Genomic DNA, 24,695 nt, shown 5'->3' with positions numbered 1-24,695 from the left:
GGGGTCAGACATTTAAATATTTATCCAGGTAAATGGAGCGTTCCCGCAGTTCCTCCAGGAACTGGTCGTCCACACTTCCGAAAAGGATGGAATACCGGTAGCGGCGGAAAGTCTGCAACACATCGTTGATGTTGTTGTCGCTCATCTTCAGGGTAATCTGCACCACCTCCCCCCGGATCTGGGTAATAAACGCCCCCAGCAGGCGGGTGTTACTCCCTTCCACAATCTGAGCAATCTCGCTGAAGCTATAGTCCTTCAGAGCCTTGGCCACTACCAGGATTACCCCGGGTTCGGTAAAAAAGGGCATGTCGGTGAAAATCCCGACGATATCGTTCAGGTCGTAATAACCCAGGACCGCACCAGCAGCGTCCACCACGGGGACCAGGTTGGCCTCGTTCCGGGTAAAAACCTCCAGGATGTCCAGCCAGGAGGCCTCAGGGGGTACGGTAAACCCTTCCAGCTGGTAGCGGAATTCCGACACCGGGCTGGTCTCCTGAAAAGCATCGAGGTCCGCCTCACCCAGCAACCCCAAAAACTTGCCTTCCTCCGTAATAGCCACATGGGAATAGGTGGAATGCGTAAAGAAGTGGATGACCTCTTTCAGGGAGTCTTCACTGTCGAAGACGGGGATGGTCGATATGATATGGTCCTGCATTTCCATGTGCAATGCTGCAAATTACTAATTTTTTAGGGCACAAAAGGCATGCCGAATTTGTATTTTTGGGCTCCAAACCAAATCCGGACATCCCATGACCCGACTCAGTGTGAATGTGAACAAAATTGCCACCCTGCGCAATGCCAGGGGAGGCAACATGCCGGACCTAGTCCAGGCAGCCAGGGACATCGAGGTTTTCGGCGCCCAGGGGATCACCATCCACCCCAGGCCGGATGAGCGCCACATCCGCTATCAGGATGCCAGGGACCTGAAAAAAACGGTCACCACGGAACTCAACATAGAAGGAAACCCGGTCCCGGAATTTATAGACCTGGTACTGGAGGTCTGCCCGGACCAGGTAACCCTGGTACCGGATGCACCGGACGCCATAACCTCCAACGCCGGGTGGGATACCCGCGCCCACGGGCAGTATCTGAAAGGTGTCATCGACCTGTTTAAAAAGGAGGGCATCCGCACCTCGATTTTCGTAGATCCGGACCCCGAAATGGTACGGGCAGCCAGGGATACGGGGACCGACCGGGTGGAACTCTACACAGAAAGCTATGCCAGTGCCTTCGGGAAGGACCCCGAGGCCGCGGTGGCCCCATTCCGGCGCGCCGCTGAGGCTGCGGCAGCAGTAGGTATCGGCCTTAATGCCGGCCACGACCTGAATCTGGACAACATCCGGTGGTTCCGCCAGCAGGTACCCCACCTGCTGGAAGTATCCATAGGGCATGCCCTGATCTGCGAGTCCCTCTACCTGGGGCTGGAAAAGGTGATCGGGCTGTACCTCAAACACCTGCAGGAATGAACCTGCTCCACGCCAACACAGAGGGAAACGGCCCGGACCTGATTGTCCTCCACGGCTTCCTGGGCATGTCCGACAACTGGAAAACCCTCGGCAGGCAACTGGCCAGCAGCGGGCTCCTGGTCCACCTGGTAGACCAGCGCAACCACGGCCGCAGCTTTTGGTCGGACCGGTTCTCCTATGCCCTTATGACCGAAGACGTGGTGCGGTATATGGACGCCAAAGGCGTGGGCAATGCCCTTGTTCTGGGCCACTCTATGGGGGGCAAGACCGCCATGACCCTGGCGTGCGCCTACCCGGAACGGGTTAGCAAACTCCTGGTGGCCGATATTGCCCCCAAATATTACCCCCCGCACCATAAGTACATCCTGGACGCCCTGGAATCCCTGCCCGTGGCTGCGCTCAAATCCCGTTCGGAAGCCGACACCCTGCTGGCAGAATCCCTCAAGGACTGGGGTATCCGCCAGTTTCTGCTGAAAAACCTGTATTGGGTAAAACCGGGCCAATTGGGTTTTCGGTTTAACCTGGAGGTGCTGAAGGAGAGTATGGAAGCCATAGGCGCTGCCCTGCCGCCCAATGCCCGGTTCGAAGGGGAAACCCTGTTCCTCAGGGGAGGGAAATCCCCCTATATCGGGGATGAGGACTGGCCTGAAATCCAGTCGCATTTCCCACTCGCACGCCTGGAAACCCTGGAAGGCGCGGGCCACTGGCTCCACGCAGAAGCCCCGGAAGCCTTCCTGGAAAAGGTCCTGGATTTTATCAAATCCTGAATACCAGGGGGTCAATATTGTGCATGCATACTATTTTAATACGCTTTATTGCGAGTGTCGCAAATTTGGTTAATTTTGATTCCTACCTGAAATCAGGGCTTTCAAGACGAACTAACTCAAAACGATTCCCATGAAAAAACTTCTGGCCCTTCTGGCCTTTGTAAGCCTGTTTTTTGTTGCGTGTAGCGACGATGACACCATCGTGGACCCGGGCCCCCAGGATCCGGATCCCATAGCCTATAGCAGCGGATCTGCCGACTTTTCCAACTACGTGGCCCTGGGGAATTCCCTCACCGCCGGGTATTCGGATGCCGCCCTATTTGTAGACGGGCAGACCGCTTCCTTCCCCAACATGCTGGCCGGGAGTTTTGCCGAAGCCGGCGGTGGGGACTTCAACATCCCCTTTATGGCAGACAACCTCGGGGGGATGACCCTTGGGGGCACGCCCATAGCCGGAAACCGGCTGATCCTGGATTTTTCGTCCGGATCTCCCGCCCCGGTACCTGTTTCGGGCCAGGGTGCCACAGAAATCACCAATACCCTGAGTGGCTCCTTTAACAACATGGGGGTCCCCGGAGCCAAAAGCTTCCACCTGGTGGCGCCGGGCTACGGAAACGTAGCAGGGGTGGCAGCCGGGCTGGCCAACCCGTATTATGCACGTTTTGCCAGTAATCCCGGGGCTACCGTCCTGGGCGACGCCGCGGCACAGGGCCCCAGCTTTTTCACCCTCTGGCTGGGCAACAACGACGTCCTGAGTTTTGCGACATCCGGGGGAGCCGGTATGGACCAGGCCGGCAACCTCGACCCGAGCACGTACGGGGGGAATGACATTACCGACCCCAACGTATTTGCAAACGTGTACAACACGGTACTGCAAACGCTAACGGCCAATGGGGCCAAGGGCGTGGTGGCCAACATCCCGGATGTAACCAAAATTCCCTTTTTCACCACCGTCCCGCACAACCCGGTACCCCTGGACGAAGGCACCGCCGCCCTCCTCAACGGCGCGTACGCCGCATATAACGGCGGGCTGCAGCAACTGCAGGGGCTTGGGCTGATTTCTGCCGAGGAGGTACAGCGCCGGACCATCTCCTTCACCGCAGGTGCCGGCAACGCCGTAGTCATACTCGATGAAGACCTGACAGACCTCACAGCCTTCAACCCTGCCCTGGTCAATATGCGCCAGGCTACGGCCGAAGACCTGTTGGTGTTCACCTCCCAGACCATTATCGGGACGCTGGCCAACCCCCAGGACCCCACCAGTATTAACGGGGTGGCCGTTCCGCTGGCAGACCAGTGGGTACTGACCCCGGAAGAACAAGCCAGCGTGGCCCAGGCTACCGCAGCCTTTAACCAGACCATCCAGGCCCTGGCCCAAACCTACGACCTGGCCTTTGTAGATGCCAACGCCTACCTGGAGACCATTGCCGACACCGGGGTACCCCTGGCCGATGGCAGCGTGGTAACTGCCTCCTATGGCACAGGTGGCGGGTTCTCCCTGGACGGGGTGCATCCCTCCCCCCGGGGGTATGCCTTGCTGGCCAACCAGTTCATAGCGGCCATCGAAGCCAAATACGGGGCCGAACTCCCTGAGGTGGACCCGCTGGCCTACACGGGGCTTTATATTAACTAAGCCCGAAAATGATATATCTTTAGGGTGTCCCGCAAAAGGGACACCCTTTTTATTTGAAACCATTTCCTATGAAAATGCTCCTTCGCATCCTGTTGTCTGCCCTGGCCGTGGTGGTCCTGGCCAACATCCTTCCCGGGGTTACCGTGGCTTCCTATTGGGTGGCTATTATCGTAGCCGTAGTCCTCAGCCTGCTGAATGTGCTGGTAAAGCCCTTACTGATTATTCTGACCCTTCCGGTTACCCTGATAACCCTTGGGCTTTTCCTGCTCATTATCAACGCGCTGATCATCCTGATGGCCGATGCCCTGGTAGGCGGTTTCAGCGTGGACGGCATCTGGTGGGCCCTGGCTTTTTCCCTGCTGCTTTCCCTGTTCCAGGCCATTCTGTTTTCTTTCCTGAAGGAAGAAAAGCGCTGAGGCCTGACGCTTTGGAACACAAAGGGTTAAAAACTTGTCTGCGCACGTAAAATGCGCTACTTTTGCATCCCGTTTTGAGACGCAAACCGTAGAGTTATAATGAACATTACCAAAGAGCAGATAGACGCGCTGAATGCCGTCCTGAAGGTGGAAATCACCAAGGAAGACTACCAGGAGAAGGTAGACCGGATCCTGAAAGACTACCGTAAAAACGCCAATATCCCGGGCTTCCGCAAGGGACAGGTCCCCATGGGGCTCATCAAGAAGCAGTATGGGAAAGCCGTGCTGGTCGATGAGATCAACAAGCTCCTGCAGGACAACCTCAATAAATACCTGGTTGAGGAAAAACTGGATGTGCTGGGCAACCCCCTGCCCCGACAGAAAGACGATTTCAACTGGGATGCCGACCAGTTGGCCTTCGAATTCGAACTGGGCCTTGCCCCGGAATTCGAGGTTTCTTTGAAGACCAAAAAAGCGGTTCCCCATTACAAGATTGTCGCCGACAAGAAAATGATCGACGACCAGGTGACCCGCATCCGCAAGCAATACGGGAAACTGGTGAGCAAAGATACCGTGGGCACCGAAGATGAAGTTACGGGCCAGTTCTTTAGCGAGGCAGATGAAATCGACCACAAGACCACTGTGGAACTGAGCAAGGTAAAGGCCAAAAAAGCCCTGGATGCGCTCAAGGGAAAGAAGGTGGGTGAAAGCGTAGCCCTCAAGACCAAAGGCCTGTTCAAGGAAGACTACCTGTTGCCCAGCACCCTGGGCATCGCCCGGGACAAAGCCGAAGGCCTGGATACCACCGTAACCTTTACCATAGCGGAAATCAACCACCGCGAACCCGCCACCCTGGATCAGGAGCTCTTCGATAAGCTCTTCGGGAAAGACCAGGTGAGTTCAGAAAAGGAAATGCGGGAGAAGATCAAGGCAGATTCCGAAGCCCAGTTCCAGCAGCAGTCCGACCAGAAACTCCTCAACGATGTTACCGAAAAACTCATCGAGGAGGTGAAGTTTGACCTGCCCACCGCCTTTCTTAAGAAGTGGATGCAAAACACGGGCGAAAAGCCCCTGAGCGCGGAGGAAGCCAACGATGAGTTTGAGCGTTCCGAAAAAGGGCTGCGCTACCAGCTGATTGAAGGAAAACTGATCAAGGACCACGAACTGAACATCCAGTTCGACGAGCTCAAGGACTTTGCCAAAGGCTTTATCCGTTCCCAGATGATGCAGTATGGACAGGCCAACCCCAAGGAGGAGGACCTCGAGCAGATTGCCATGCGGGTCATGAGCAACCAGGACGAGGTAAAACGCCTTTCCGAGCAACTCATGAGCCAGAAACTCCTGGAACTGTACAAGGAAAAGGCCAACCTCAAGACCAAGGAGGTTACCTACGAGCAGTTCGTCAAGGAAGTATACGGATAAGCCCCGTCCTCCCAAACTTTGGGCAGAGCCGGGCCTTTACGCCGAAATTGAGTATCTTTACGGTGCCGGAAATCGATTTTTCGGCACCTTTTTTTTAACCTCTTGTTGTGCTTGATACATGAACTACGCCAAGGAATTTCAGAATTTCGCCGTAAAGGACAGGGGCATGAGCAGCCTGTATGTGGAACAGACGCTGAGCAGTATGTACCCGGTGGGGATGACCCCCAATATCATTGAAGAACGGCAACTCAACGCCATCGCCATGGACGTGTTCTCGAGGCTGATGATGGACCGCATCATCTTCCTGGGGACCGGCATCTCCGACCAGGTGGCCAATATCGTGCAGGCCCAGCTGTTGTTTCTGGCCAGCGCGGATTCCTCCAAGGATATCCAGATCTATATCAACTCCCCCGGGGGCAGTGTTTATGCCGGCCTGGGGATATACGATACCATGCAGTTCATCAAGCCCGATGTGGCCACGATCTGCACCGGGATGGCCGCTTCTATGGCAGCCGTGTTGCTCTGTGCCGGGGAAAAAGGGAAGCGCTCCGGCCTGAAACACAGCCGGGTGATGATCCACCAACCCATGTCCGGGGCTCAGGGGCAGGCCAGCGATATCGAAATTGCGGCCAACGAGGTCCTCAAACTCAGGGACGAGTTGTACCACATCATTGCAGACCATTCCGGCCAGCCCTTCGACAAAATTTACGAGGACAGCGACCGCGATTTCTGGATGAAGGCCGAAGAAGCCCGGAAATACGGGATGATAGACGAAATCCTTGAGCGGGACGCCGAATAACAGCGTATCCTGCCGGAATTAGGCAATTTTTGGTGAAAATCGCGTTTTAATACAGAAAGTGTAGGCTATTATGGCGAAGGAAAACCTGGAGTGTTCATTTTGCGGGCGGAAAAAGCCCGAGACCAACCTGCTTATCGCGGGGCTGGACGCCCATATCTGCGACCGTTGTATTGAACAGGCCCACGGCATCGTAGCCGAGGAATCCCGTCAGTCGCGCACAGATGACCTCAGCGCGGAACTGGTCCTGAAAAAACCCCGTGAGATAAAGGGGTTCCTGGACACCTACGTCATCGGGCAGGAACGCACCAAGAAGGTACTGTCCGTCGCAGTTTACAACCATTACAAAAGGCTCTTGCAACCGGGGTCCAAGCAGGACGAAATTGAAATCCAGAAGAGCAACATCGTCATGGTGGGGCAAACCGGAACCGGGAAGACCCTCATGGCCAAGACTATTGCCAAAATGCTCAATGTACCACTGGCCATTGTGGATGCCACCGTACTGACGGAAGCCGGCTATGTGGGAGAAGATGTGGAAAGTATCCTGACGCGCTTGCTGCAGGCCGCAGATTACAACCTGGAAAAAGCCGAACGCGGCATTGTCTTTATCGACGAGATCGACAAAATTGCGCGCAAGAGCGACAACCCCTCCATTACCCGGGACGTTTCCGGGGAAGGGGTGCAGCAGGGATTGCTGAAGTTACTGGAAGGGACCATGGTCAATGTGCCGCCCAAAGGCGGGCGGAAGCACCCGGACCAGAAATTCATCGAAGTCAATACCGAAAACATCCTCTTTATAGCAGGGGGTGCCTTCGATGGGATTGAACGCATCATCAGCAAGCGACTCAATATGCAGGCCATCGGTTACAGCGCCTCCAAACGGGAGGACATCATCGATGCCGAAAATGTATTGCAGTACATTATCCCGAAGGACCTGAAGGAATTCGGGCTAATCCCGGAGATTATCGGGCGCCTCCCCGTGCTCACGCACATGAACCCCCTGGACCGGGAAACCCTCAGGGCCATCCTTACCGAGCCGAAAAATGCCATTATCAAGCAGTACGAGAAACTCTTTGCCATGGATGGGATCCGGTTTGAGATTACCGAACAGGCCCTGGATTATATCGTGGATAAGGCGATTGAATACAAGCTTGGAGCGAGGGGGTTGCGTTCTCTCTGTGAAGCCGTCTTCACCGACGCCATGTTCGACCTGCCCAGCTCGGACGAAACCGAGTTTAAGGTCACCAAGCCCTATGCCCAGGAAAAACTCTCCTTCGAGACGATCAATAAACTGAAAGCGGTTTCATAACCGGCAGGCTGTGCTTCTTCTGGATGATTCGCTCCAGGAGTTCGCGGCAAACCAGTTGGATGATTTTTTCATCCGAGTAGAGTTCCCTGCCAAACCGCGGCACCACTTCCATCTGTACACCCATCTGTTCGGCCCAGGCCTCGGAAGGACGGTTGTCCATATATTCTCCGTACATGAGCTTTACCGGAACATGAGGGGTTTCGGTCTGCTGGTGCATCCATAGGGGGGATACCGCCAGGAGGGACTTCATGGGGAGCCCGCGCAGGGCAGCACTCCAGGCAATGGTCCCGCCCGCGCAAAACGTCAGGTAATGGCTTTCTTCCTGTTCCTTGCGCAACAGCTCGGAAACCGCCCGGTCATACCCGCCCTTGAGGAATGCCTCACAAAGGCTTTCAGGGGTTTTCACCACGTTTTGAAGGTCTGCCAGGACCTGGCTGTCGTGGTAAACAATGTCGAAATACTGCTGGAGGTAGCCCAGGTAAGAGGTAATCCAGAGGCCCTTTCGGGAGCCCCACATATCCGATAAAACAACGAGACGTTCTGCCATAGGGGTAGCGATTAGATAGAGGTAGCAGGTTAATTTGGTGATCTCAAGTTGCAGCAAACCCCTGAGAAATCCTCAAAATTTGGTCAAGCGGTGGGTATTTGTCGATATAAGCCCGGAAACCGGGACTGCGACGTTATTAGAAACGCTTCCCTATGGTGATGCCGACCCTGGGGTACCCCCATTCGATGGAATCGGTTTCATTAAAGAACCTGCCCAGGCCCAGGAAGACCTCCCCGACGATATTGGAACGTGACATGAATTTTACCCCGGCTGCAGCCCCGAGTCCGAAAAGCACCTGGTTATCCTCCACCACATTGTCGAAATCGATAAACTCGGAATCTCGAACGGAGGCCACATTAGCATTCACTTCTAGGAAAAACCCCTTGGCCCAGGGCTTCCCAAAATAGAAGCGGTAATACGGCAAGGCAGCAAAGCGGTAATCGATATCGGAATCTAATGGAAACCCAATGCTGAGCCCCATGGCGGATTCTTCGCCCAGCACACGCTCGTAGGTGATCTCCGGGAACTCCAGCAGGGTAAACAAAAGGTTGCCTTTTAATTCGTTCCGGGCCAAGCCGGGGTCGGCGGCATCCTCCTGGGCATACACCCCAAAGGAGAGCAAAAGGGCACAGAGGGCAAGTTTCAGTTTCATGGCAGGGTGGTTAATGTTTAGTGGGATAAAAGTATTGAGAAAAGTCTGCGGGCCCCAAAAATAACCGACAAAACATCATGCTATGGCTAACGCGGTAAAACAGGGTACGCCTTAAGGCGGGAAGGGGAATTCTTTACCTGGGAGAAGCAACCGATTAGAGGGCACCTACCCCGCGGTTCAGCTCCAGCAACTCTTCCAGGTACTCCCTGGAATTGGAAAGGCGTGGCACCTTGTGCTGCCCCCCGAGTTTATCCTTTGCTTTCAACCAGTCGTAAAAGAGGTTGGGCCGTGCCCGGTGGATTCGCGGCGGCATCAGGGTCATGTTCTTGTAGCGTTTGGCCTCGTAATCGGAATTCACCGCCTTCAGGGCATCGTCCAGAGCCCTGCCAAAAACATCCAATTCTGCAGGGGCGGAATTGAACTCCACGAGCCACTCATGACCGCCCTTCTCCCGGCCGGACATAAAGACCGGGGCCACGGTATACTCGGAGATACTGGCGTCACATACCCCACACGCCTTGCGCAGGGCCTCCTCGGCATTTTCCACAATGAGCTCTTCCCCGAAAACATTGATGTGGTGCTTGGTACGCCCGGTGATGCGGATGCGGTAGGGATCGGTACTGGTGAACCGCACCGTGTCCCCTATCTGGTAGCGCCACAGCCCCGCATTGGTGGTAATGATAATGGCATAATTCACCCCGCATTCCACTTCCCAAAGGGGCAGCACCCGCTGGCCCGGGGTCCCATAGGTGTCCATGGGGATGAATTCATAGAAAATACCGTAATCGAGCATGAGCAGCAGGTCCTGGCTCCCGTTTTGGTCCTGGATGGCAAAGAAGCCCTCCGAAGCATTGTAGATCTCGTAGTACTTGACCCGCTCTGAGGGCATCAGGCTGCGAAACTGTTCCCGGTACGGGTTAAAATTGACCCCCCCGTGAAAATAGACTTCCAGGTTCTCCCAGACCTGCAGCAGGTCCTCCTTTCCGGTGCGCTCCAGCACTTTGTTGAGCAACACCAGCATCCAGGAAGGCACCCCTGCCAGGCTGGTCACGTTTTCCGCAATGCTTTCGGTGATGATAGCCTCCAGCTTGGTTTCCCATTCGCTCATCAGGGACACCTTGTTACTGGGAGTGCTGCTGAATTCGGCCCAGAAGGGCATATTGTCGATCAGGATGGCAGAGAGGTCCCCGAAATAGGTCCCGTTGTGCTTGTAGAGTTCCTTGCTGCCCCCCAGGCGCAGGCCTTTCCCGGTAAATAGTTGGGAATCCGGGTTGTTGTTCAGGTAGAGGCAGAGTAAATCCTTGGCCGATTTGTAGTGGCAGTCTTCCAGGGCTTCCTCGCTCACCGGGATAAACTTGCTCTTTGCATTGGTGGTGCCGCTGCTCTTGGCGAACCATCGGATCTCCGTGGGCCAGAATACGTTTTGCTGGCCCTGGCGGGACCGCTCTATCATGGGTTCCACGTCCTCGTAGGTCACCACCGGCAAGGCCGCGGCAAACTGCTCGTAGTGCTGCATCCCCTCAAAACCATACTGCTTACCCACCTCGGTCTCATCGGCAAAATCCAGGAGTTGGAATAACAGCTCGTTCTGGACTTCCGCCGGGTACTTCAAGAAGAGCTCTATCTGGTGGTAGCGCTTCTTGAGCAGCCAGGAGGCAATGGAATTAAAGAGCGGAATGGGCATTTTTGGTATCTTTGGGACCGCGGCTAAATATAGCATTTTATCACCAGTTCACTATCCCGCACTATGCAATACCAGGGCGTCCTGAAGAAAATGGAAACCGAGATGGGAAGCCCCATCCAGTATTACCTGTTGCTGCCATCGGACTTTATCCACATGAACCCGCTTCTGGACCAGCCCATGGGGCTGGAACTCGTGGGTTACCAGTGCCTGAGTTGCGGGCTGGACCGCCCCATTTTCCGCCAGGGGTTCTGCCGCAGCTGTTTTTTCGACACCCCCATGGCAGGCGAGTGGATCATGCACCCGGAACGCAGCCGGGCCCACCTGGGGGAGGAAGACCGCGACCTGGACTTCGAGAAGAAAATGCAGCTTCAGCCCCACGTGGTCTACCTGGCCAATTCCAGCAATGTAAAAGTGGGCGTGACCCGGAAATCCCAGGTCCCTACCCGGTGGATCGACCAGGGGGCACACGAGGCCATCATCGTGGCCGAGACCCCCAACCGGTACCTGGCCGGGATTGCTGAGGTGGCCCTTAAAGAACACGTAAGCGACAAAACAAACTGGCGGCGGATGCTCACCAACCAGCTGGAGGACCTGGACCTGGCCCAGTGGCGGGATCGGCTCCGGCCATTCCTGCCCGAAGCGGTAGCGCCGTATTACCTGGAAACCGCTAAAGAAATCCAATTGGAATTCCCGGTGCTCCGGTACCCTGAAAAAATCAAAAGCCTCAACCTGGACAAAACCCCATCCTTCTCCGGGGTCCTAAAGGGGATCAAAGGGCAGTACCTCATCTTTGAAGACAACACCGTTTTCAACGTCCGCGGGAGTGAGGGGTATGTGGTGGACATCCGCCTGGGCTAGCCTACTGCACGCTGTCCTTTTTCACCTGCGCCGTATCTTTCTTTTTACCCAGCAGGCCGCCCAGGATGTTCCGTGCTGCCTGTTTGACCTGGCCTCCGGCCGCAGGCGCAGCCGTATCCTGCTTGGTTCTGGTGCTGTCGGATTGCTTGCCCCCCAGAACACCCTGCACCAGGTCCCCCACACGGGTACGTGCAGAATCGGCCGGGGTGGCCGGACGGTCTGTTTCCTCCTTCAGGATGTTCCCGATCAGTTGCTGGGCCTTGTCCTTTCCGGTAGCCAGCAGTTTTTGTTTCTGGGCTTCCACCAAACGGGAAGTAAGTCCGGTGACGGCCTGTTTCAGGTCGGTCTGCACCGTGGGGGCGGTATAAGTACCCCCGATGCTTACTCCTACGGGGACGGTGGCTTCCTTCAGGCCGGGCTCCTGCAGTTCTGTGATAAGTCGGTTCACCTCATTTCCGAGGTATTTGGCAGGCACATCTAAGGTGGCGGTGTAGGTGAGTTGCTGGTCGAAGGTATGGCCGCCTTCCACATTTACCGTGATATCCCGGTAGGCGAATTGGAAGGGACGGACCGCCACCCGCCCGTTTTCAAACGCCAGTGCGGTCTTGAGTCCTTTCAGGTCCAGGGCATCCATATCGATAAAATCCATGCGGGCGTCCAGGGCCTCCACCACGGGCGGTTTCTTACCACTCAGGCGGGAAGCGAGGACTTCGGCCACAACGTTGCCTGAGAGGGCCATCAGGTCCGGGCTGAAGTCCGGTTGCAATGCCCCGCTGAGGCGGAGTTTGGAATTCAGCCGGCCTTCCAGAAGGGAGGCAACAGGCGCCAGGGTGCGGAATAACTCCAGGGACTCCATGGCTTCCCCAATCCGGAAGCCGTCCAGCCCCAGATCCATTTCGAAGACGGGTTTGCCCTCCCGGGCCGTGAGGGCAGCGTTTAGGGCCATGGCCCCGTCCAGCATATCCGAACGCACGTCCTGCAGCTGGAGCCTGGCGTCCTTCAGCAGGAGGGTCCCGGAGACATTGCGCATGGGCAGGCTATCGTAGAGCACCTCAGCTGCCTTCCCTTTTATCCGGAGGTCGAGGTCTTCCGGGAGGCTGAACGCCGCGGCGCCGCCCTCAGTGTCCGAAGTGCCCCCTTCACCGGTACTGCTCTGAAAATCAGATACCACCAGTTTCCTGGATTCCAGGGTAAAATCCCCCTGCAATCTGGCATCGGCAAGGGCATATCCGAGATAATCCCTCAGGGTGCCGGAAACCTGAAAGTCGCTCTGGCCCAAGCTGCCGGAAAGTTTTTCGAGCTGGGCGGAAGCCGGATTAAACCGCAGTTGGGCCGCTTCGATCCGTACCGGGGCCCCGAAGGATTCGGTCTGGATACTGGCTGCCCGCAGCCCGAGTGTCCCCGAGGTACGGGTATCCTGGTAGCGCCTGGCTTCCACGGCGGCCATATCGAAGGCGGTGGTGAGGTCTGCCGTAAGCAGGCCGCTCATGCCCGGGGCCAGGTCTACCGGGTAGGCCTGGCTGAGGTGTTCCAGGTTCAGAGTACCTTTCAGGGCCGCCTCGACCCGGGGGTTCCCGGTAAGGGAACGCACCACCGCGCTGAGGGCAAATTCGTCCCGGTCTATGCGGAAACGGGCCGTGGGGATTTCCAGGTAGGTGTCCTCGGTAAGGCCGGTGGTATTGTACACCGCAGCCCGGAACTGAATATCGTCCATGCCTTTGGGCAGGCTGGGGTACCGGAATGCCGCATCGGAAGCCTCCATACGGATCTCAAATCCGGGGATCCGGGGATCCGTATTGCGGCCCTGTACACGTCCCTCCAGGACAAACTGGCCGCGAGCCTCCACCCCTTCCAGGTTCTGGGCATACGCCCCGGGGACCAGGGCGAGGAAATTCCTGAATTCCGAACTGGGGGTACCGAAGGTAAGGTCCACCTCCTGGCCGTCCTCCACCAGTTGCACAAAGCCGTCTACCACCAGCGGCATCTGGTTGATTTTGCCCTTCCCGTCCAAAAAGCGGTAGGTGTCGGTACTGAGGTCAATACCCAAAAGGGCGTCCAACTCTACATGGTTGTTCTCCAGGTAGGCCGTACTGTCCATTATCAGGCTCACCGTAGCTTCGGTATGGGTGCGCAGCTCCGATTGGTCCTGGGCCAGATCCCCACTGCCATTGTGCTGTATGCCCCCCATACTAAAGGAAAGACCCGAAGCCAGGTCGGTATAGCTGACGTGGCCGTCTACCAAAGCGTACTGCTGCAATTGGAAGGTAAAGCCTTCTGCCGGATCTGCCGGTTGGGGTGTCTGAGTTTCCGTTTTGGCAATGAGGTAATTGACCCGCTCCTGCGCATCCACCTCCAGGCGTAAATCGGCCCCTTCCACATAGATCTCGCGTATGCCAATGGGTTGGCCCGCGCCTTTGAAAAGTTCCCGGATCCCCATGACCAGGTAGGCCTCGCGGGCGGCAAAGAGGGTGTCCCCCTCAAAAGGGGCCAGGGTAGTGAGGGAAACGCCCTGCAGGGAAACCCGGGCATTGGGGAAATCGCGGAACAGGCTGAGCCGCGCCGATTCAAAGTCGAATTGGCCCTGGATGTTCTGGTTGACCTTCTCCCGGAGGATGGCCCCGAATTTAGCCTGGAGAAAGACCGGGGCAAAAATGGCAACACCAACGACCAACAGTACAACCCCAAAAACAATCCTCAATCCTTTTTTCCGCTTCATTTTGCTTTTTGTTTAGGGTACGCAGGGGCGCTTTTCCACCTACTGTTTCCAAGAACGCATGATTGCCCGGGAAACGTATGGCAAGGCCACTGAAAACCGCACCTTACATACGTTTTAGAATGCCATGCGGATTTCTTCGCCGGCAGCAAGGCCGAAACGCTTGCGCAGCAGATAGACAAACAAATACAACAAGGGGGTGTCCAGGGCAGCTACCATAACCTTGAATACCACCCCGGAGACAATCAGCCCGTAGAAGGACGTCCAGGGCAAAACCCCGAAGACACAGAGCAGGAAGACCACCGTAAAGGTATCCACCACCTGGGAGGAAAACGTGGAGAAGTTATTGCGCAGCCACAGGTGACGGCCACGGGTGAGGCGCTTCCAGAAATGGTAAATGGCAATATCGATATACTGGGCTGCCAGGTAGGCCATCATGGAGGCGAGCACAGCGATGGGCGAAAGGGCAAAAACGGTGCTGAACACGGCATCGTTTACCGGGGAATCCGCAGCTGCAGGGGCTATGTTCGCCAAGAGGATAATCCCCATGGAGAAAAAGGAAGCGAAAATCCCGGCAGTTACCACCTGGTTGGCCTTTTTCTGCCCGAAGATCTCGGAGATCAGGTCCGTGATCAGGAAGGTGATGGGGTAAGGCAAAATCCCGACAGAGAGCACAAATAAAGGGGCCCCGAAAAGGGTGGCCTCCCCAAAAGGCTGCCAGGCAAAAAACTTCTGGAAGATCAGGTTGGAAACCACCAGGGAGGTAATAAAAAGCGCCCCCAGGAACAGGTATATCCGGTATGCCGCTTTTTGGTCCTTCAGGTTCATCCTACTGGATTTTCAGGGTAAAGGGCAGGCGCGCCTGCATCCCCTGCTGCTCCAGCTGGCCCTTGAGTTGTTTCAGCAATTGTGCCCATTCCTCCCCCAACTCCCGCTCCAGAACCCGGGACGGTGTGGCGGCGCTGGTGCCCCCGAAATCTTCCATGAGGCGCTCCAGACCGCTTTTGTACTTGGGGTAGGACTCCAGTCGGAAAGATTCGAGACCCGCCAGCTCGGCTGCCTTGTCCAGGGCCTCCGGCATGCCGCCCAACGCGTCGGCAAGTCCGTTAGCTACCGCTTCTGTACCACTCCAGACCCGACCCTGGGCCACGCTGTCTGCCTCGCTCAGGGAAATGCCCCGGCCATCGGCCACCCGCTGCAGGAAGGTCTGGTAGGTTTCCTCCACCCCTTCGCGGAGTACTTCGCGGAATTCCGGGCTCATTGGCTCGAAGAGCGAATAGTCCAGGGCAAGTGGGTGGGTGCCCACCTGTTCCGCATTGATCCCGATGTTTTTGCTGAGCTCACTGATATTGGGCACGGTAAGGAAAACCCCAATGGACCCGGTAATGCTCGTAGGCTCCACCACAATATGGTCTGCCCCTACTGCCAGGTAGTACCCACCGGAGGCCGCCACGTCGCTAAGGGAGACCACAACTGGCTTCTCTTTGCGCGTCTCGCTGATGGCCCGCCAGATAATTTCAGAACTCAGGGCGCTTCCGCCAGGGGAGTTTACCCGGATCACCACGGCTTTGATGCGGTCGTTTTCCCGCACCTTGCGCAAGGCTTCCAGCATCTGGCCCTGGCCGATATACTGCGGGCCGCCTTCCCCATAGAGGATTTCCCCCTGGGCATAAATTACTGCAATGCGGTCGGCACCCTTATAGACCCGTTTGTTCCGGGTGGCCCGCATATAATCCTCCAGGGAGGTTACCCTCAGGCGGCTGCCGAAAGCGCCTGCGGCCTCCCAGAGTTTCTGGTCGTACTCGTCCTGGTAGGCTACCCCGTCTACCAGGCCGGAGGCAACTGCCTTACTGGGGCTGCGCGCCGAGAGGTTCCCGGCAATGCGGTCCAGGTCCTCCCCTAAAAGGTCGCGGCTCTGGGCCATTTCTTCCCGCATATTTTCCCATACCGACTGCAGCAACTGCCCGATCTGCTCCCGGTTCTCCTCGCTCATGGTGTCGCCCAGAAACGGCTCCACCGCGCTTTTATACTTGCCGTGGCGGACCACCTCCATACGGAACCCCGACTTTTCCTGGAAATCCCCGAAATAAAGGACCTCGGCGGCAAGGCCTTTGAAATCGAAGGTGCCGCTGGGGTTGATAAACACACTGTCCGATACGCTGGCCAGGTAGTAGCCCCGTTGCATGTAGAAATCCCCATAGGCATAGACGAACTTGCCCGACTCCCGGAAGTCCTTCAGGGCTTCCCGGATAGCCCGGGTCTGCGCCATCCCGGCCATGAGGTTGGGGGTACTCAGACTAATCCCGGCAATGCGGTCGTCGTCTTTGGCCAGGCGGATGGCCTTGGTGATTTCATCCAGGCCCTGGGAAGGGTCGTAGAAGGCTGCGAACGGATCGTCCGGGTCCTGGCCCGAATATTCGCTAACCGGATAGGGAAATGAGAGTTCCAACACGGAATGTTCCCGGACCACCACCGATTCACTGGCCCCTGCCAGGCTGGCGAAGATCAGGAAAAGGAAAAACACGAGCCCGAAAGCGATCAGGCTCCCGAGGATTGCTGCCAGTAGATTTCTTAAAAATGCCATATACACTTGTGGAAGTGCAAAGATAACCATTCGCACAGGAAATTGCGTTCTGCTCTGTGTGGTCTCATTCCAGGTGTTTTTACGTACTTTGCCCCACTATGGCAGTGCGAAAAACACGAGTTTACTTGTCCCTGGGCAGCAACATGGGAAACCGGGCCTGGGCCCTGCAGAAAGCTGTTTTCCGGATTGGTACCCAGGCCGGGCGGGTAGCCGCCCTCTCCCCGGTATACCAGACCCCGGCCTGGGGGTTTGAGGGGGATGCCTTCCTGAATGCCTGCCTGGAACTGCATACCGCTCTCTCCCCGGAGGCCCTCCTGGAGGTCCTGCTCGAAATTGAGCGGGAACTGGGCAGGGAGCGCCACCGCGGGCCGGGGTACCACTCCCGGACCCTGGATATAGACATCCTGTATTACGGGGAGGCCATTGTAGACCAGCCAGGGCTCCGGATCCCCCACCCCCGAATCCCGGAGCGGGCTTTTGTCCTGAAGCCGCTGGCGGACCTCGCCCCCCAGTACTACCACCCGGAACTGCAACGGGATACCCGCAACATGCTGCAGGCCTGCAAAGACCGTTCGGCCCTTGAAAAGACTTCCTTGGGGCTCCACCCGGACCGGGCAGCAGCCTTTGCAGATATTGGTTTTATGGCCATAGAGGGGAATATCGGGGCTGGCAAGACTTCCCTGGCAAGGCGTATGGCCTCAGAGATGAATGCCAAACTCATCCTGGAGCGCTTTGCGGAAAACCCCTTCCTCCCGAAATTCTACGAGGACCGGGAGCGCTATGCTTTCCCCCTGGAGATGTCATTTCTGGCCGACCGCTACCAACAGTATATAGACGACACGGCCCAGCTGGACCTGTTCCGCCCGTTCATGGTGAGCGACTACGACATCTACAAAAGCCTGATTTTCGCCAAGATCACCCTGCAGGAAGACGAGTACAAACTCTACCGGAAACTCTTTGAGCTGATGTATTCCGAAGTGCGCAAGCCCCGCCTTTATGTCTACCTCTACCAGCGCACCGAGCGCCTGCTGCAACAGATTGCCCAGCGGGGCCGCTCCTACGAACAGGGCATCCCGGCAGAATACCTGGAACAGATACACCGGGGGTACTTCGACTTTATGAAAAACGCCCCTCACCTGAATGCCCTGGTGATTGACCTGGAAGGGAAAGATTTTGTGAAGCGGGACGAAGATTACCTGGAAATCCTGGACCAGATGCTGGCCTACCACCTTCGGGATGCTGTTAAATAGAGGGGATAAGTTGCAAATCTGGAAGTAAAAACCGTAATTGCGCGTCCGTTTAAACGAACCCAACTAACTCAAAGCATGTATATATGCAGCCCGGCTCCTCTGGAGCCGGGTTTTTTTATGTCCGGGTCTTACTCCAGAAATCCCAGAGAACTATCCCCGCTGCCACCGAGATATTCAGGGAATGCTTGGTGCCAATCTGCGGGATTTCCACCACCCCGTTACAGAGGTTGATGACCTCCTGCCCCACCCCCTTTACCTCGTGCCCCATTACCAGGGCGTAAGGCTTGCCGGCCTCCGGTTGGAAATCGGTGAGGGGGACGGCCCCTTCAGCCTGCTCCACGGCCCAGCACTGGTGGGTCTTGCGGAGCTCCTGGAGCAGCGTTACGGTATCCTCGGCATATTCCCAGGCTACCGTTTCGGTAGCCCCCAGGGCGGTTTTGCGAATGTCTTTATGGGGTGGAGTTGCCGTAATGCCGCAGAGGTAGATCCCAGAGATTCGAAAGGCATCGGCAGAGCGAAATACCGACCCTACGTTGTGCAGGCTGCGGACATTGTCCAGCACTACCACCACCGGGGTTTTCGGGGCCTTCTGGAAGCCTTCGGGGTCGAGCCTGTCGAGTTCCTCGTTGGTTAACTTGCGCATGGAAAAAGGTTGAGGGCCAAAAGTACCATAAAAGCTGGAAATGGGAGGCCAGATCACTTCCTGGCAAGTTATCCGAAAATATCAACAGGCATTGGGAAGGCAAGGGGAATCCTGTATTTTCGTTCCATTGCGCAAACCCCAGGCCCGTGGCATCGAAAAGCAAGAAGGAAACCCCGCTGATGAAGCAGTACAACGGTATCAAAACCCGATACCCGGATGCCCTGCTGCTCTTTCGCGTGGGCGATTTCTACGAGACCTTCGGCTCCGACGCCGAGAAAGCCGCCGAGATCCTGGACATTGTACTCACCAATCGGAACAACGGGGGCGATAAGACGGCCCTGGCGGGTTTTCCCCACCATGCCCTGAACACCTACCTGCCTAAGCTGGTCAAGGCCGGGCAGCGGGTGGCCATCTGCGACCAGCTGGAAGACCCCAAACAGACCAAGACCATCGTCAAAAGGGGCGTTACCGAGCTGGTGACCCCAGGGGTAAGCCTGAGCGACGATTTGCTGCAGGCCAAAGCCAATAACTTCCTGGCTGCGGTGCACTTTTCACAGCGCCGGATGGGGGTGGCTTTCCTGGACATCTCCACAGGGGAATTCCTCCTGGCAGAGGCCTCTTCGGAAGGCGCGGACAAGTGGTTGCAGAATATGGGGCCCAAGGAAGTACTTGTTCCGAAAAACCAGCGCGCCCTGTTCCGGGAAACCTTTCCCGAGCGCTACCACACCTTTTACCTGGACGACTGGGTCTTCCAGGAGGACTACGCCAAGGAAACCCTCACGGGGCATTTCAAAACCACCAGCCTTAAGGGCTTCGGGGTGGAAAACCAGAAAGCCGGCATTATCGCCGCCGGGGCTATCCTGCACTACCTGGCGGAAACCCAGCACCGGCAGCTGGCGCATATCCGCGCCATTAAACGGCTCTCTACGGAAGACTACGTTTGGATGGACCGTTTTACCACCGAGAACCTCGAGCTGTTCCGCAGCCGCAACGGGCAAGGGGTGTCCCTGCTGGAGGTGATCGACAAAACGCGATCCCCCATGGGCGGGCGCATGTTGCGACGGTGGCTGGCCCTGCCCCTGAAACAACTGGAACCCATCCGCAGGCGCCACGAGGCCGTGGCCTTCCTGAAAGCCAACGACAAGGACCTGTCAAAAACCCAGGAGCAGCTCAGGCGCATGGGGGACCTGGAGCGCCTTATCGCCAAAGTAGCCGCCGGGAAGGTAAGCCCGCGGGAAACGGTCCACCTGAAAAACTCCCTGGAGGCCATGCTACCGGTTAAAGGCGCCCTCCAGGATTGCGAATCCCAGGCCCTGGCCGAACTGGCCGGGGAGATGGACCCCTGCGACGCCCTGAGGGATCGGATCAAAGCCATGCTCATGGAGGAGGCCCCGGCCCAGGTGGGCAAGGGCACCACCATTGCCCCGGGGTTTTCCCCGGAACTGGACGAATTGCGGGGGCTGGCGCACAGCGGGAAGGACTACCTGGACCAGATGCTGGAACGGGAATCGGCCCGCACGGGCATCCCCTCCCTTAAAATTGCCTCCAACAACGTTTTCGGGTACTACATTGAGGTACGCAACACCCATAAAGACAAGGTGCCCGGGGAATGGATCCGCAAGCAGACCCTGGTCAATGCCGAGCGCTACATCACCGAAGAGCTCAAGGAATACGAATCGCGCATCCTGGGGGCTGAAGAGCGCATCCTGGAACTGGAGCAGCAGCTTTTTGCCCAACTCGTGGTGTGGATGCAGGAGTACATCGGGCCGGTTCAGGAAACCGCAGCCGCCCTGGCACAGCTGGACTGTCTGTGTGGGTTTGCCACCCTGGCCGCTGCAAACAACTATGTCCAGCCGGCCATGACCGACGGGACGGACCTGAGCATGACCAAAGGCCGCCACCCGGTGATTGAACACCAGCTCCCCGCCGGGGAGTCCTACATCCCCAACGACCTGTGGCTGGACCGGGAAAGCCAGCAAATCCTGATGATCACCGGACCCAATATGAGCGGTAAATCGGCCATCCTGCGGCAAACAGCCCTGATTTGCCTGCTGGCGCAGATCGGCAGCTTTGTCCCGGCCGAAAGCGCCACCCTGGGCCTGGTAGACAAGATTTTTACCCGGGTAGGGGCCTCCGATAATATTTCCCTGGGGGAATCCACCTTTATGGTGGAGATGAATGAAGCGGCCTCCATCCTGAACAACCTCTCCAGCCGCAGCCTGATCTTGCTGGACGAAATCGGGCGGGGTACCAGTACGTATGACGGGATTTCCATCGCGTGGGCCATTGCCGAATACCTGCACGAACACCCGGACCGGCCCAAAACCCTGTTTGCTACCCATTACCACGAGCTCAACGAGATGGCCTCCCGCTTTCCGCGCATCCGCAATTACAACGTGGCGGTAAAGGAGCTCAAGGACAAGGTGCTGTTTTTACGGACCCTGCAGGCCGGGGGAAGCCACCACAGTTTCGGGATCCACGTGGCCAAAATGGCCGGGATGCCCGGGCAGGTGGTGCGCAAGGCCCAGAAAATCCTGGAAAAGCTCGAACAAAGCCACTCCGCCGACCAGCTCACCGAAGGGTTGCAACAGGCCCAGAACGACATGCAGCTGAGCTTTTTCCAGCTGGACGACCCGCTGCTGGAACAGATCCGGGACGAAATCCTGGACCTGAACATCGACCAGCTTACCCCCGTGGAAGCCCTGATGAAACTCAACGAAATCAAGCGGCTGCTCGCGGCTAAAAAACGGGCTTCCTCCTGATCCAGAACCTTCCTTTTTCGCCAAAAAGTTCTTTGCTTTTCCCCAAAATGTATTAAATTTGCATCCGCATCCTTCGGGAGCATCAAGACTTATTGACATGCGAAAATAGCTTCCCGATAGCTATCGGGAGTAGAGCGCCACCTTCGAAAACTCGAATCGCGCTCGGAAGCAATTTCGCAACACGCGAAAATAGCTCAGTTGGTAGAGCGCCACCTTGCCAAGGTGGAGGTCGCGGGTTCGAATCCCGTTTTTCGCTCAGAGCTTAAAAAACGCTGCCTGTCAGCGTTTTTTTGTTCGCCCCTGCTCGGGTGGTGGAATTGGTAGACACGTTGGACTTAAAATCCAATGGCCATTGTGGCCGTACGGGTTCAAGTCCCGTCCCGAGTACTTTTCAAACCCCTATTGACTTTATAAACAAGTTTTTAGGGGTTTGTTTTATTATTTTTTCCTAACATCTTCCGAACCATAGCCCAAAAACCTATTCTTTCGGGCACTTTTGTAACTAACTCCCCATTTGAGGGCCTGTTTTTAAAAACAAGTCGCCCGTTTTCGTCCCTTTTTGGGACCACGCTTAGGCAACATCGGCATACTGGACGTAAACAGTCATTTGTTGCCAAAGGAATGTCATCAACATCTATAGGGTATCTTGTGTCTTTTAAACTTCGCGCATATGTACATTCTGGATCCGGAATAACTGCAATTTCGTACATCACGTGACTATTGGGAATATGACCAAATTTACAGTCCATTATTTCGGCCTGAATCATAAGCCTGGAGTATGGCAGGCCAGATTTACCTTCATACCAATGAACAAACCAGGCCATTGTGAGGTAAATGCTCTTATTAAGAGAATGTATATTCTGAGTGTCATCATCGGACCTAACCAGCATTCGGTTTAACAAACCCCAGAAATAGTCCTTTTCGGATATATCCTTCTTCATTTTTAGGGATTTGTAATCCGTTTCAAGATCAGCCCAGTCCCAACCTAACACAACTTTAAAAAGATGCTTATTTCTATTCCAACCTCTTTTCAGGGTAAATTCTTTCATTTAGGATAGGTTTACGAATCAATAGAAACAGCCTCCCAGCACCTTTCCATAAGGTTTAAAAGAACCGAATCCACTTTAAAGCCCTCAACATTTAGTGCGAAGCCTACAATGTAATTACATTTTGGCCATAGCCATAAAATAAGGCGTTGATGGCACTCATCATTCCTGAAGTAAATTCTTCATAATAAACGCGACCGTATTGGACTCAAAGAGTACAATATGGTTAACTTTATTTTGATTGATATTTAGATTCATGCAATATGACTGAAAAACTAACCATTCAAAAGGTTGTTCGGGACTACGGCGGATTATTTAGCAGATACCTGGATAAAGGTTATGTAAATTTTAACTGGTCTTATTTTCTTGAAAGAAGAAATGATTTTGAAAATTTCAATGATTATTGGGAGGATACTTTGTACCAGTTGATGGCTTGGGATAAGGAATATGAAAATGGTCCGCCGGAATTAAGGAAAATAGTAATGGGTATGTTTAAGAGAGTCCTGGAGAACGATGTCAATAGGGACAGGAAGGAGATACACTTTAAGAATTGGTTCACTTATAGGGCTATGGGCGAGTTTGTAGCGAAATATGAGGGAGTTAGTCCAATTGATTATTTAACAAAAGCGAATAGTGAATTACTTACTCTTTATAAAATAGAGTTAAACCAAAAAACTAATCCAGAAGAATGGGGAATTGAGATTACTTGCCAAGATGAATACTGCGATTTTGGAAGGTCTCAAAAGGGAAAAAGGTTTACAATTGAAGAATTGATTGAATCAAGACCGATACCGAATAATTGTACCAAAAAGCCATTTGGTGATTTGGGTTGTAATTGCTCTTATGTATTAAAATGGTATAAACCAGAAGATTTCATTGATTATGAAGATCCCTTTGGAGGGTTATAGCAATTATATTTCTTTATATACAACTTCCCTCCTTATTTCAATATCCCCGAACAATGGCTGCTCAACAAACTCACTACGATTAACCTGTTGTGCAGGTCTACCATACATATATTCAAAATAGAGCCTTACAGCCCATCTCTGGCCCTCTGACAGGGCTTCTGTAAGTGCTTTAAAGGCTATTGGCTCTAAAGGGCTTAATTTCTCTACTAACTCTTGTTCTTCAGCCTTGGATTTCCTTCCGGCTCCAGGTCTTACACCTCCACGGCTCATTTTGATTTTTTTTGATTATTCAACCTTGTAAGAATATAGTCTTTACGGATTACCGCAAGGATAAGGCTTTCATGTCCTATAATTTTCCAAAAAAATATCATATGGAGTATGTTATTGGAGGGTCAATCCTATTAGCCATCTTCATTGTTGCCTTCTTGTTCAAGGGTGCAAAAAAACATTGGGACGCTATGTTTAGTGAGTCCGATGAGGACGACATTTGAATAATGTATATGCCTTTTGTTTCCATTTAGAATAATCACATCTTAAAGGCTGCTTTGGCTTGATTCGTACAAATAAGAGTCGTATTCATAATCACTACCGGAATTTACCTTATACATAAAGTGTCAATTTCGGTAGTATAGTCATTTAACTGCCTGCATTTTTCTACGATCTTACGCCTGATGATTTCTTTAACGCATTGCGGATTATCGGTATAAATTCTTTTTAGTTGCTTCCTGTGGTATTTAAAGTTCTCGTACTTCAGACCTTCCCAAAAGCGTAGGTTTCCGTATTGCTCTTTGTGCTTATGCCCTTCAAGGGCCCTTTCATCATAATAAATTACCCCCTCCCATTCTCTTAGTAGGATATTTTCAACCAGGCATGGCAAATCGGCACAAATAAGATCCGATAGGGAATAAATACCCATTCCGTTGATTTCAGCCATCTTTAGGTATTTGTTTTCCATACGGAATAGGTTTTCCGGAGCCTTTATACCGCTGCTATTCATGTGCTTCGACTTATTATACCATTTTAGCACTTTCTGGCTTCTGGCAACGTGAAAATAGGTGCCACGATGACTCGGAATTGGGCTGCATATCCTATCGGTTCTGTGGAACATCATGTTTTTTATAATTGCTTCAGGGCTATGGTCAATTGAAAGATTCAGTCCTAATTCAAGTTGTCTTAGCGAAATTTGTTGTGGCGATATGCTAAACCTCGTTTGAATGTCTGATAACGCCTGGTGATTCC

General features: G+C 54.6%; 22 protein-coding genes and 2 tRNA genes. 13 read left to right on the top strand and 11 right to left on the bottom strand.

Features of this window, described 5'->3' with window-relative positions:
- Window positions 1–4: 4 nt before the first annotated feature.
- Window positions 5–661: a CBS domain-containing protein gene (locus CA832_RS05625; RefSeq protein ID WP_088340557.1), complete on the bottom strand. Its 657-nt coding sequence runs from the start codon at window positions 659–661 to the stop codon at window positions 5–7.
- An 88-nt stretch (window positions 662–749) separates the two neighbouring features.
- Between CA832_RS05625 and CA832_RS05620 the strand changes: the two genes are divergently transcribed.
- The 7 genes from CA832_RS05620 to clpX all read left to right on the top strand — a co-directional run bounded on the left by CA832_RS05620 (window position 750) and on the right by clpX (window position 7,809).
- A complete protein-coding gene (locus tag CA832_RS05620; protein WP_088340556.1) occupies window positions 750–1,466 on the top strand; it encodes a pyridoxine 5'-phosphate synthase in 717 nt (238 codons plus the stop codon).
- Window positions 1,463–2,233, top strand: coding sequence for an alpha/beta fold hydrolase (locus CA832_RS05615; RefSeq protein ID WP_088340555.1), 771 nt, complete (start codon window positions 1,463–1,465; stop codon window positions 2,231–2,233). The genes CA832_RS05620 and CA832_RS05615 overlap by 4 nt, the downstream gene beginning before the upstream one ends.
- A 130-nt stretch (window positions 2,234–2,363) precedes the next feature.
- A complete protein-coding gene (locus tag CA832_RS05610) occupies window positions 2,364–3,866 on the top strand; it encodes an SGNH/GDSL hydrolase family protein (RefSeq protein ID WP_088340553.1) in 1,503 nt (500 codons plus the stop codon).
- Between the two features lie 68 nt (window positions 3,867–3,934).
- A complete protein-coding gene (locus tag CA832_RS05605; RefSeq protein ID WP_088340552.1) occupies window positions 3,935–4,282 on the top strand; it encodes a phage holin family protein in 348 nt (115 codons plus the stop codon).
- Window positions 4,283–4,381: 99 nt separating this feature from the next.
- On the top strand, window positions 4,382–5,704 hold the full coding sequence (gene tig / locus CA832_RS05600) for a trigger factor (protein WP_088340551.1): 1,323 nt from the start codon (window positions 4,382–4,384) through the stop codon (window positions 5,702–5,704).
- 118 nt (window positions 5,705–5,822) lie between these two features.
- Window positions 5,823–6,503, top strand: coding sequence for an ATP-dependent Clp endopeptidase proteolytic subunit ClpP (gene clpP / locus CA832_RS05595; protein WP_088340550.1), 681 nt, complete (start codon window positions 5,823–5,825; stop codon window positions 6,501–6,503).
- 70 nt (window positions 6,504–6,573) lie between these two features.
- The gene (gene clpX, locus CA832_RS05590) at window positions 6,574–7,809 is read left to right on the top strand and encodes an ATP-dependent Clp protease ATP-binding subunit ClpX (protein ID WP_088340549.1); all 1,236 of its coding nucleotides are present in this window, start codon (window positions 6,574–6,576) and stop codon (window positions 7,807–7,809) included.
- Here the strand turns inward: clpX and CA832_RS05585 are convergent.
- The 3 genes from CA832_RS05585 to CA832_RS05575 all read right to left on the bottom strand — a co-directional run bounded on the left by CA832_RS05585 (window position 7,784) and on the right by CA832_RS05575 (window position 10,692).
- Window positions 7,784–8,356: a hypothetical protein gene (locus CA832_RS05585; RefSeq protein ID WP_233131736.1), complete on the bottom strand. Its 573-nt coding sequence runs from the start codon at window positions 8,354–8,356 to the stop codon at window positions 7,784–7,786. The genes clpX and CA832_RS05585 overlap by 26 nt on opposite strands.
- A gap of 136 nt (window positions 8,357–8,492) precedes the next feature.
- Window positions 8,493–9,008 (bottom strand): hypothetical protein, encoded by a 516-nt coding sequence (locus tag CA832_RS05580; protein ID WP_088340546.1) that lies wholly within the window; start codon window positions 9,006–9,008, stop codon window positions 8,493–8,495.
- A gap of 154 nt (window positions 9,009–9,162) precedes the next feature.
- The gene (locus CA832_RS05575) at window positions 9,163–10,692 is read right to left on the bottom strand and encodes a GH3 auxin-responsive promoter family protein (protein ID WP_088340545.1); all 1,530 of its coding nucleotides are present in this window, start codon (window positions 10,690–10,692) and stop codon (window positions 9,163–9,165) included.
- Window positions 10,693–10,755: 63 nt separating this feature from the next.
- On the opposite strand from CA832_RS05575, the gene CA832_RS05570 reads away from it, so the two are divergent.
- Entirely contained in the window at window positions 10,756–11,550 is a 795-nt protein-coding gene (locus tag CA832_RS05570) for a DUF2797 domain-containing protein (protein WP_088340544.1), read from the top strand.
- Window position 11,551: 1 nt separating this feature from the next.
- On the opposite strand, the gene CA832_RS05565 is transcribed toward CA832_RS05570, so the two are convergent.
- The 3 genes from CA832_RS05565 to sppA form a co-directional block, all read right to left on the bottom strand.
- Entirely contained in the window at window positions 11,552–14,266 is a 2,715-nt protein-coding gene (locus tag CA832_RS05565; RefSeq protein WP_088340543.1) for an AsmA-like C-terminal region-containing protein, read from the bottom strand.
- 114 nt (window positions 14,267–14,380) lie between these two features.
- On the bottom strand, window positions 14,381–15,091 hold the full coding sequence (locus CA832_RS05560) for a queuosine precursor transporter (protein ID WP_088340542.1): 711 nt from the start codon (window positions 15,089–15,091) through the stop codon (window positions 14,381–14,383).
- A gap of 1 nt (window position 15,092) precedes the next feature.
- A complete protein-coding gene (sppA, locus tag CA832_RS05555) occupies window positions 15,093–16,847 on the bottom strand; it encodes a signal peptide peptidase SppA (RefSeq protein ID WP_088340541.1) in 1,755 nt (584 codons plus the stop codon).
- Window positions 16,848–16,945: 98 nt separating this feature from the next.
- Here sppA and folK point away from each other — a divergent pair, with 98 nt between their 5' ends.
- Window positions 16,946–18,097, top strand: coding sequence for a 2-amino-4-hydroxy-6-hydroxymethyldihydropteridine diphosphokinase (gene folK, locus CA832_RS05550; RefSeq protein WP_088340540.1), 1,152 nt, complete (start codon window positions 16,946–16,948; stop codon window positions 18,095–18,097).
- 115 nt (window positions 18,098–18,212) lie between these two features.
- Here the strand turns inward: folK and CA832_RS05545 are convergent, their stop codons facing one another.
- Complete coding sequence (locus CA832_RS05545) at window positions 18,213–18,740, bottom strand: RNA methyltransferase (protein ID WP_088340539.1); 528 nt, start codon at window positions 18,738–18,740, stop codon at window positions 18,213–18,215.
- 146 nt (window positions 18,741–18,886) lie between these two features.
- On the opposite strand from CA832_RS05545, the gene mutS reads away from it, so the two are divergent.
- The 3 genes from mutS to CA832_RS05530 all read left to right on the top strand — a co-directional run bounded on the left by mutS (window position 18,887) and on the right by CA832_RS05530 (window position 21,889).
- Window positions 18,887–21,502, top strand: a complete 2,616-nt coding sequence (gene mutS / locus CA832_RS05540) for a DNA mismatch repair protein MutS (protein WP_088340538.1) — start codon at window positions 18,887–18,889, stop codon at window positions 21,500–21,502.
- A 183-nt stretch (window positions 21,503–21,685) separates the two neighbouring features.
- Window positions 21,686–21,758 (top strand) — tRNA-Gly (locus CA832_RS05535).
- Between the two features lie 46 nt (window positions 21,759–21,804).
- Window positions 21,805–21,889, top strand: a tRNA-Leu gene (locus CA832_RS05530).
- 35 nt (window positions 21,890–21,924) lie between these two features.
- Here the strand turns inward: CA832_RS05530 and CA832_RS05525 are convergent.
- Window positions 21,925–22,551 carry a hypothetical protein gene (locus tag CA832_RS05525; RefSeq protein WP_088340537.1) on the bottom strand — a complete coding sequence of 209 codons (627 nt, stop codon included), beginning with the start codon at window positions 22,549–22,551 and terminating at the stop codon, window positions 21,925–21,927.
- A 260-nt stretch (window positions 22,552–22,811) separates the two neighbouring features.
- Between CA832_RS05525 and CA832_RS05520 the strand changes: the two genes are divergently transcribed.
- Window positions 22,812–23,456 carry a hypothetical protein gene (locus CA832_RS05520; protein WP_088340536.1) on the top strand — a complete coding sequence of 215 codons (645 nt, stop codon included), beginning with the start codon at window positions 22,812–22,814 and terminating at the stop codon, window positions 23,454–23,456.
- A gap of 3 nt (window positions 23,457–23,459) precedes the next feature.
- On the opposite strand, the gene CA832_RS05515 is transcribed toward CA832_RS05520, so the two are convergent.
- Window positions 23,460–23,726, bottom strand: a complete 267-nt coding sequence (locus tag CA832_RS05515) for a hypothetical protein (protein ID WP_088340535.1) — start codon at window positions 23,724–23,726, stop codon at window positions 23,460–23,462.
- A gap of 325 nt (window positions 23,727–24,051) precedes the next feature.
- Entirely contained in the window at window positions 24,052–24,411 is a 360-nt protein-coding gene (locus CA832_RS14925; protein ID WP_143542338.1) for a hypothetical protein, read from the bottom strand.
- Between the last annotated feature and the right edge of the window lie 284 nt (window positions 24,412–24,695).

Origin of the sequence: Robiginitalea sediminis, from assembly GCF_002198115.1 — a bacterium.
Classification (GTDB): domain Bacteria; phylum Bacteroidota; class Bacteroidia; order Flavobacteriales; family Flavobacteriaceae; genus Robiginitalea; species Robiginitalea sediminis.
This window is presented reverse-complemented; position numbering and strand designations above follow the sequence as displayed.

Excerpts from the sequence above, each read along its gene's own strand:
- CA832_RS05625 (WP_088340557.1), bottom strand. The coding sequence starts at position 661 with ATGGAAATGCAGGACCATATCATATCGACCATCCCCGTCTTCGACAGT.
- CA832_RS05620 (WP_088340556.1), top strand. The coding sequence starts at position 750 with ATGACCCGACTCAGTGTGAATGTGAACAAAATTGCCACCCTGCGCAAT.
- CA832_RS05615 (WP_088340555.1), top strand. The coding sequence starts at position 1,463 with ATGAACCTGCTCCACGCCAACACAGAGGGAAACGGCCCGGACCTGATT.
- CA832_RS05610 (WP_088340553.1), top strand. The coding sequence starts at position 2,364 with ATGAAAAAACTTCTGGCCCTTCTGGCCTTTGTAAGCCTGTTTTTTGTT.
- CA832_RS05605 (WP_088340552.1), top strand. The coding sequence starts at position 3,935 with ATGAAAATGCTCCTTCGCATCCTGTTGTCTGCCCTGGCCGTGGTGGTC.
- tig (WP_088340551.1), top strand. The coding sequence starts at position 4,382 with ATGAACATTACCAAAGAGCAGATAGACGCGCTGAATGCCGTCCTGAAG.
- clpP (WP_088340550.1), top strand. The coding sequence starts at position 5,823 with ATGAACTACGCCAAGGAATTTCAGAATTTCGCCGTAAAGGACAGGGGC.
- clpX (WP_088340549.1), top strand. The coding sequence starts at position 6,574 with ATGGCGAAGGAAAACCTGGAGTGTTCATTTTGCGGGCGGAAAAAGCCC.
- CA832_RS05585 (WP_233131736.1), bottom strand. The coding sequence starts at position 8,356 with ATGGCAGAACGTCTCGTTGTTTTATCGGATATGTGGGGCTCCCGAAAG.
- CA832_RS05580 (WP_088340546.1), bottom strand. The coding sequence starts at position 9,008 with ATGAAACTGAAACTTGCCCTCTGTGCCCTTTTGCTCTCCTTTGGGGTG.
- CA832_RS05575 (WP_088340545.1), bottom strand. The coding sequence starts at position 10,692 with ATGCCCATTCCGCTCTTTAATTCCATTGCCTCCTGGCTGCTCAAGAAG.
- CA832_RS05570 (WP_088340544.1), top strand. The coding sequence starts at position 10,756 with ATGCAATACCAGGGCGTCCTGAAGAAAATGGAAACCGAGATGGGAAGC.
- CA832_RS05565 (WP_088340543.1), bottom strand. The coding sequence starts at position 14,266 with ATGAAGCGGAAAAAAGGATTGAGGATTGTTTTTGGGGTTGTACTGTTG.
- CA832_RS05560 (WP_088340542.1), bottom strand. The coding sequence starts at position 15,091 with ATGAACCTGAAGGACCAAAAAGCGGCATACCGGATATACCTGTTCCTG.
- sppA (WP_088340541.1), bottom strand. The coding sequence starts at position 16,847 with ATGGCATTTTTAAGAAATCTACTGGCAGCAATCCTCGGGAGCCTGATC.
- folK (WP_088340540.1), top strand. The coding sequence starts at position 16,946 with ATGGCAGTGCGAAAAACACGAGTTTACTTGTCCCTGGGCAGCAACATG.
- CA832_RS05545 (WP_088340539.1), bottom strand. The coding sequence starts at position 18,740 with ATGCGCAAGTTAACCAACGAGGAACTCGACAGGCTCGACCCCGAAGGC.
- CA832_RS05525 (WP_088340537.1), bottom strand. The coding sequence starts at position 22,551 with ATGAAAGAATTTACCCTGAAAAGAGGTTGGAATAGAAATAAGCATCTT.
- CA832_RS05520 (WP_088340536.1), top strand. The coding sequence starts at position 22,812 with ATGACTGAAAAACTAACCATTCAAAAGGTTGTTCGGGACTACGGCGGA.
- CA832_RS05515 (WP_088340535.1), bottom strand. The coding sequence starts at position 23,726 with ATGAGCCGTGGAGGTGTAAGACCTGGAGCCGGAAGGAAATCCAAGGCT.
- CA832_RS14925 (WP_143542338.1), bottom strand. The coding sequence starts at position 24,411 with ATGGAAAACAAATACCTAAAGATGGCTGAAATCAACGGAATGGGTATT.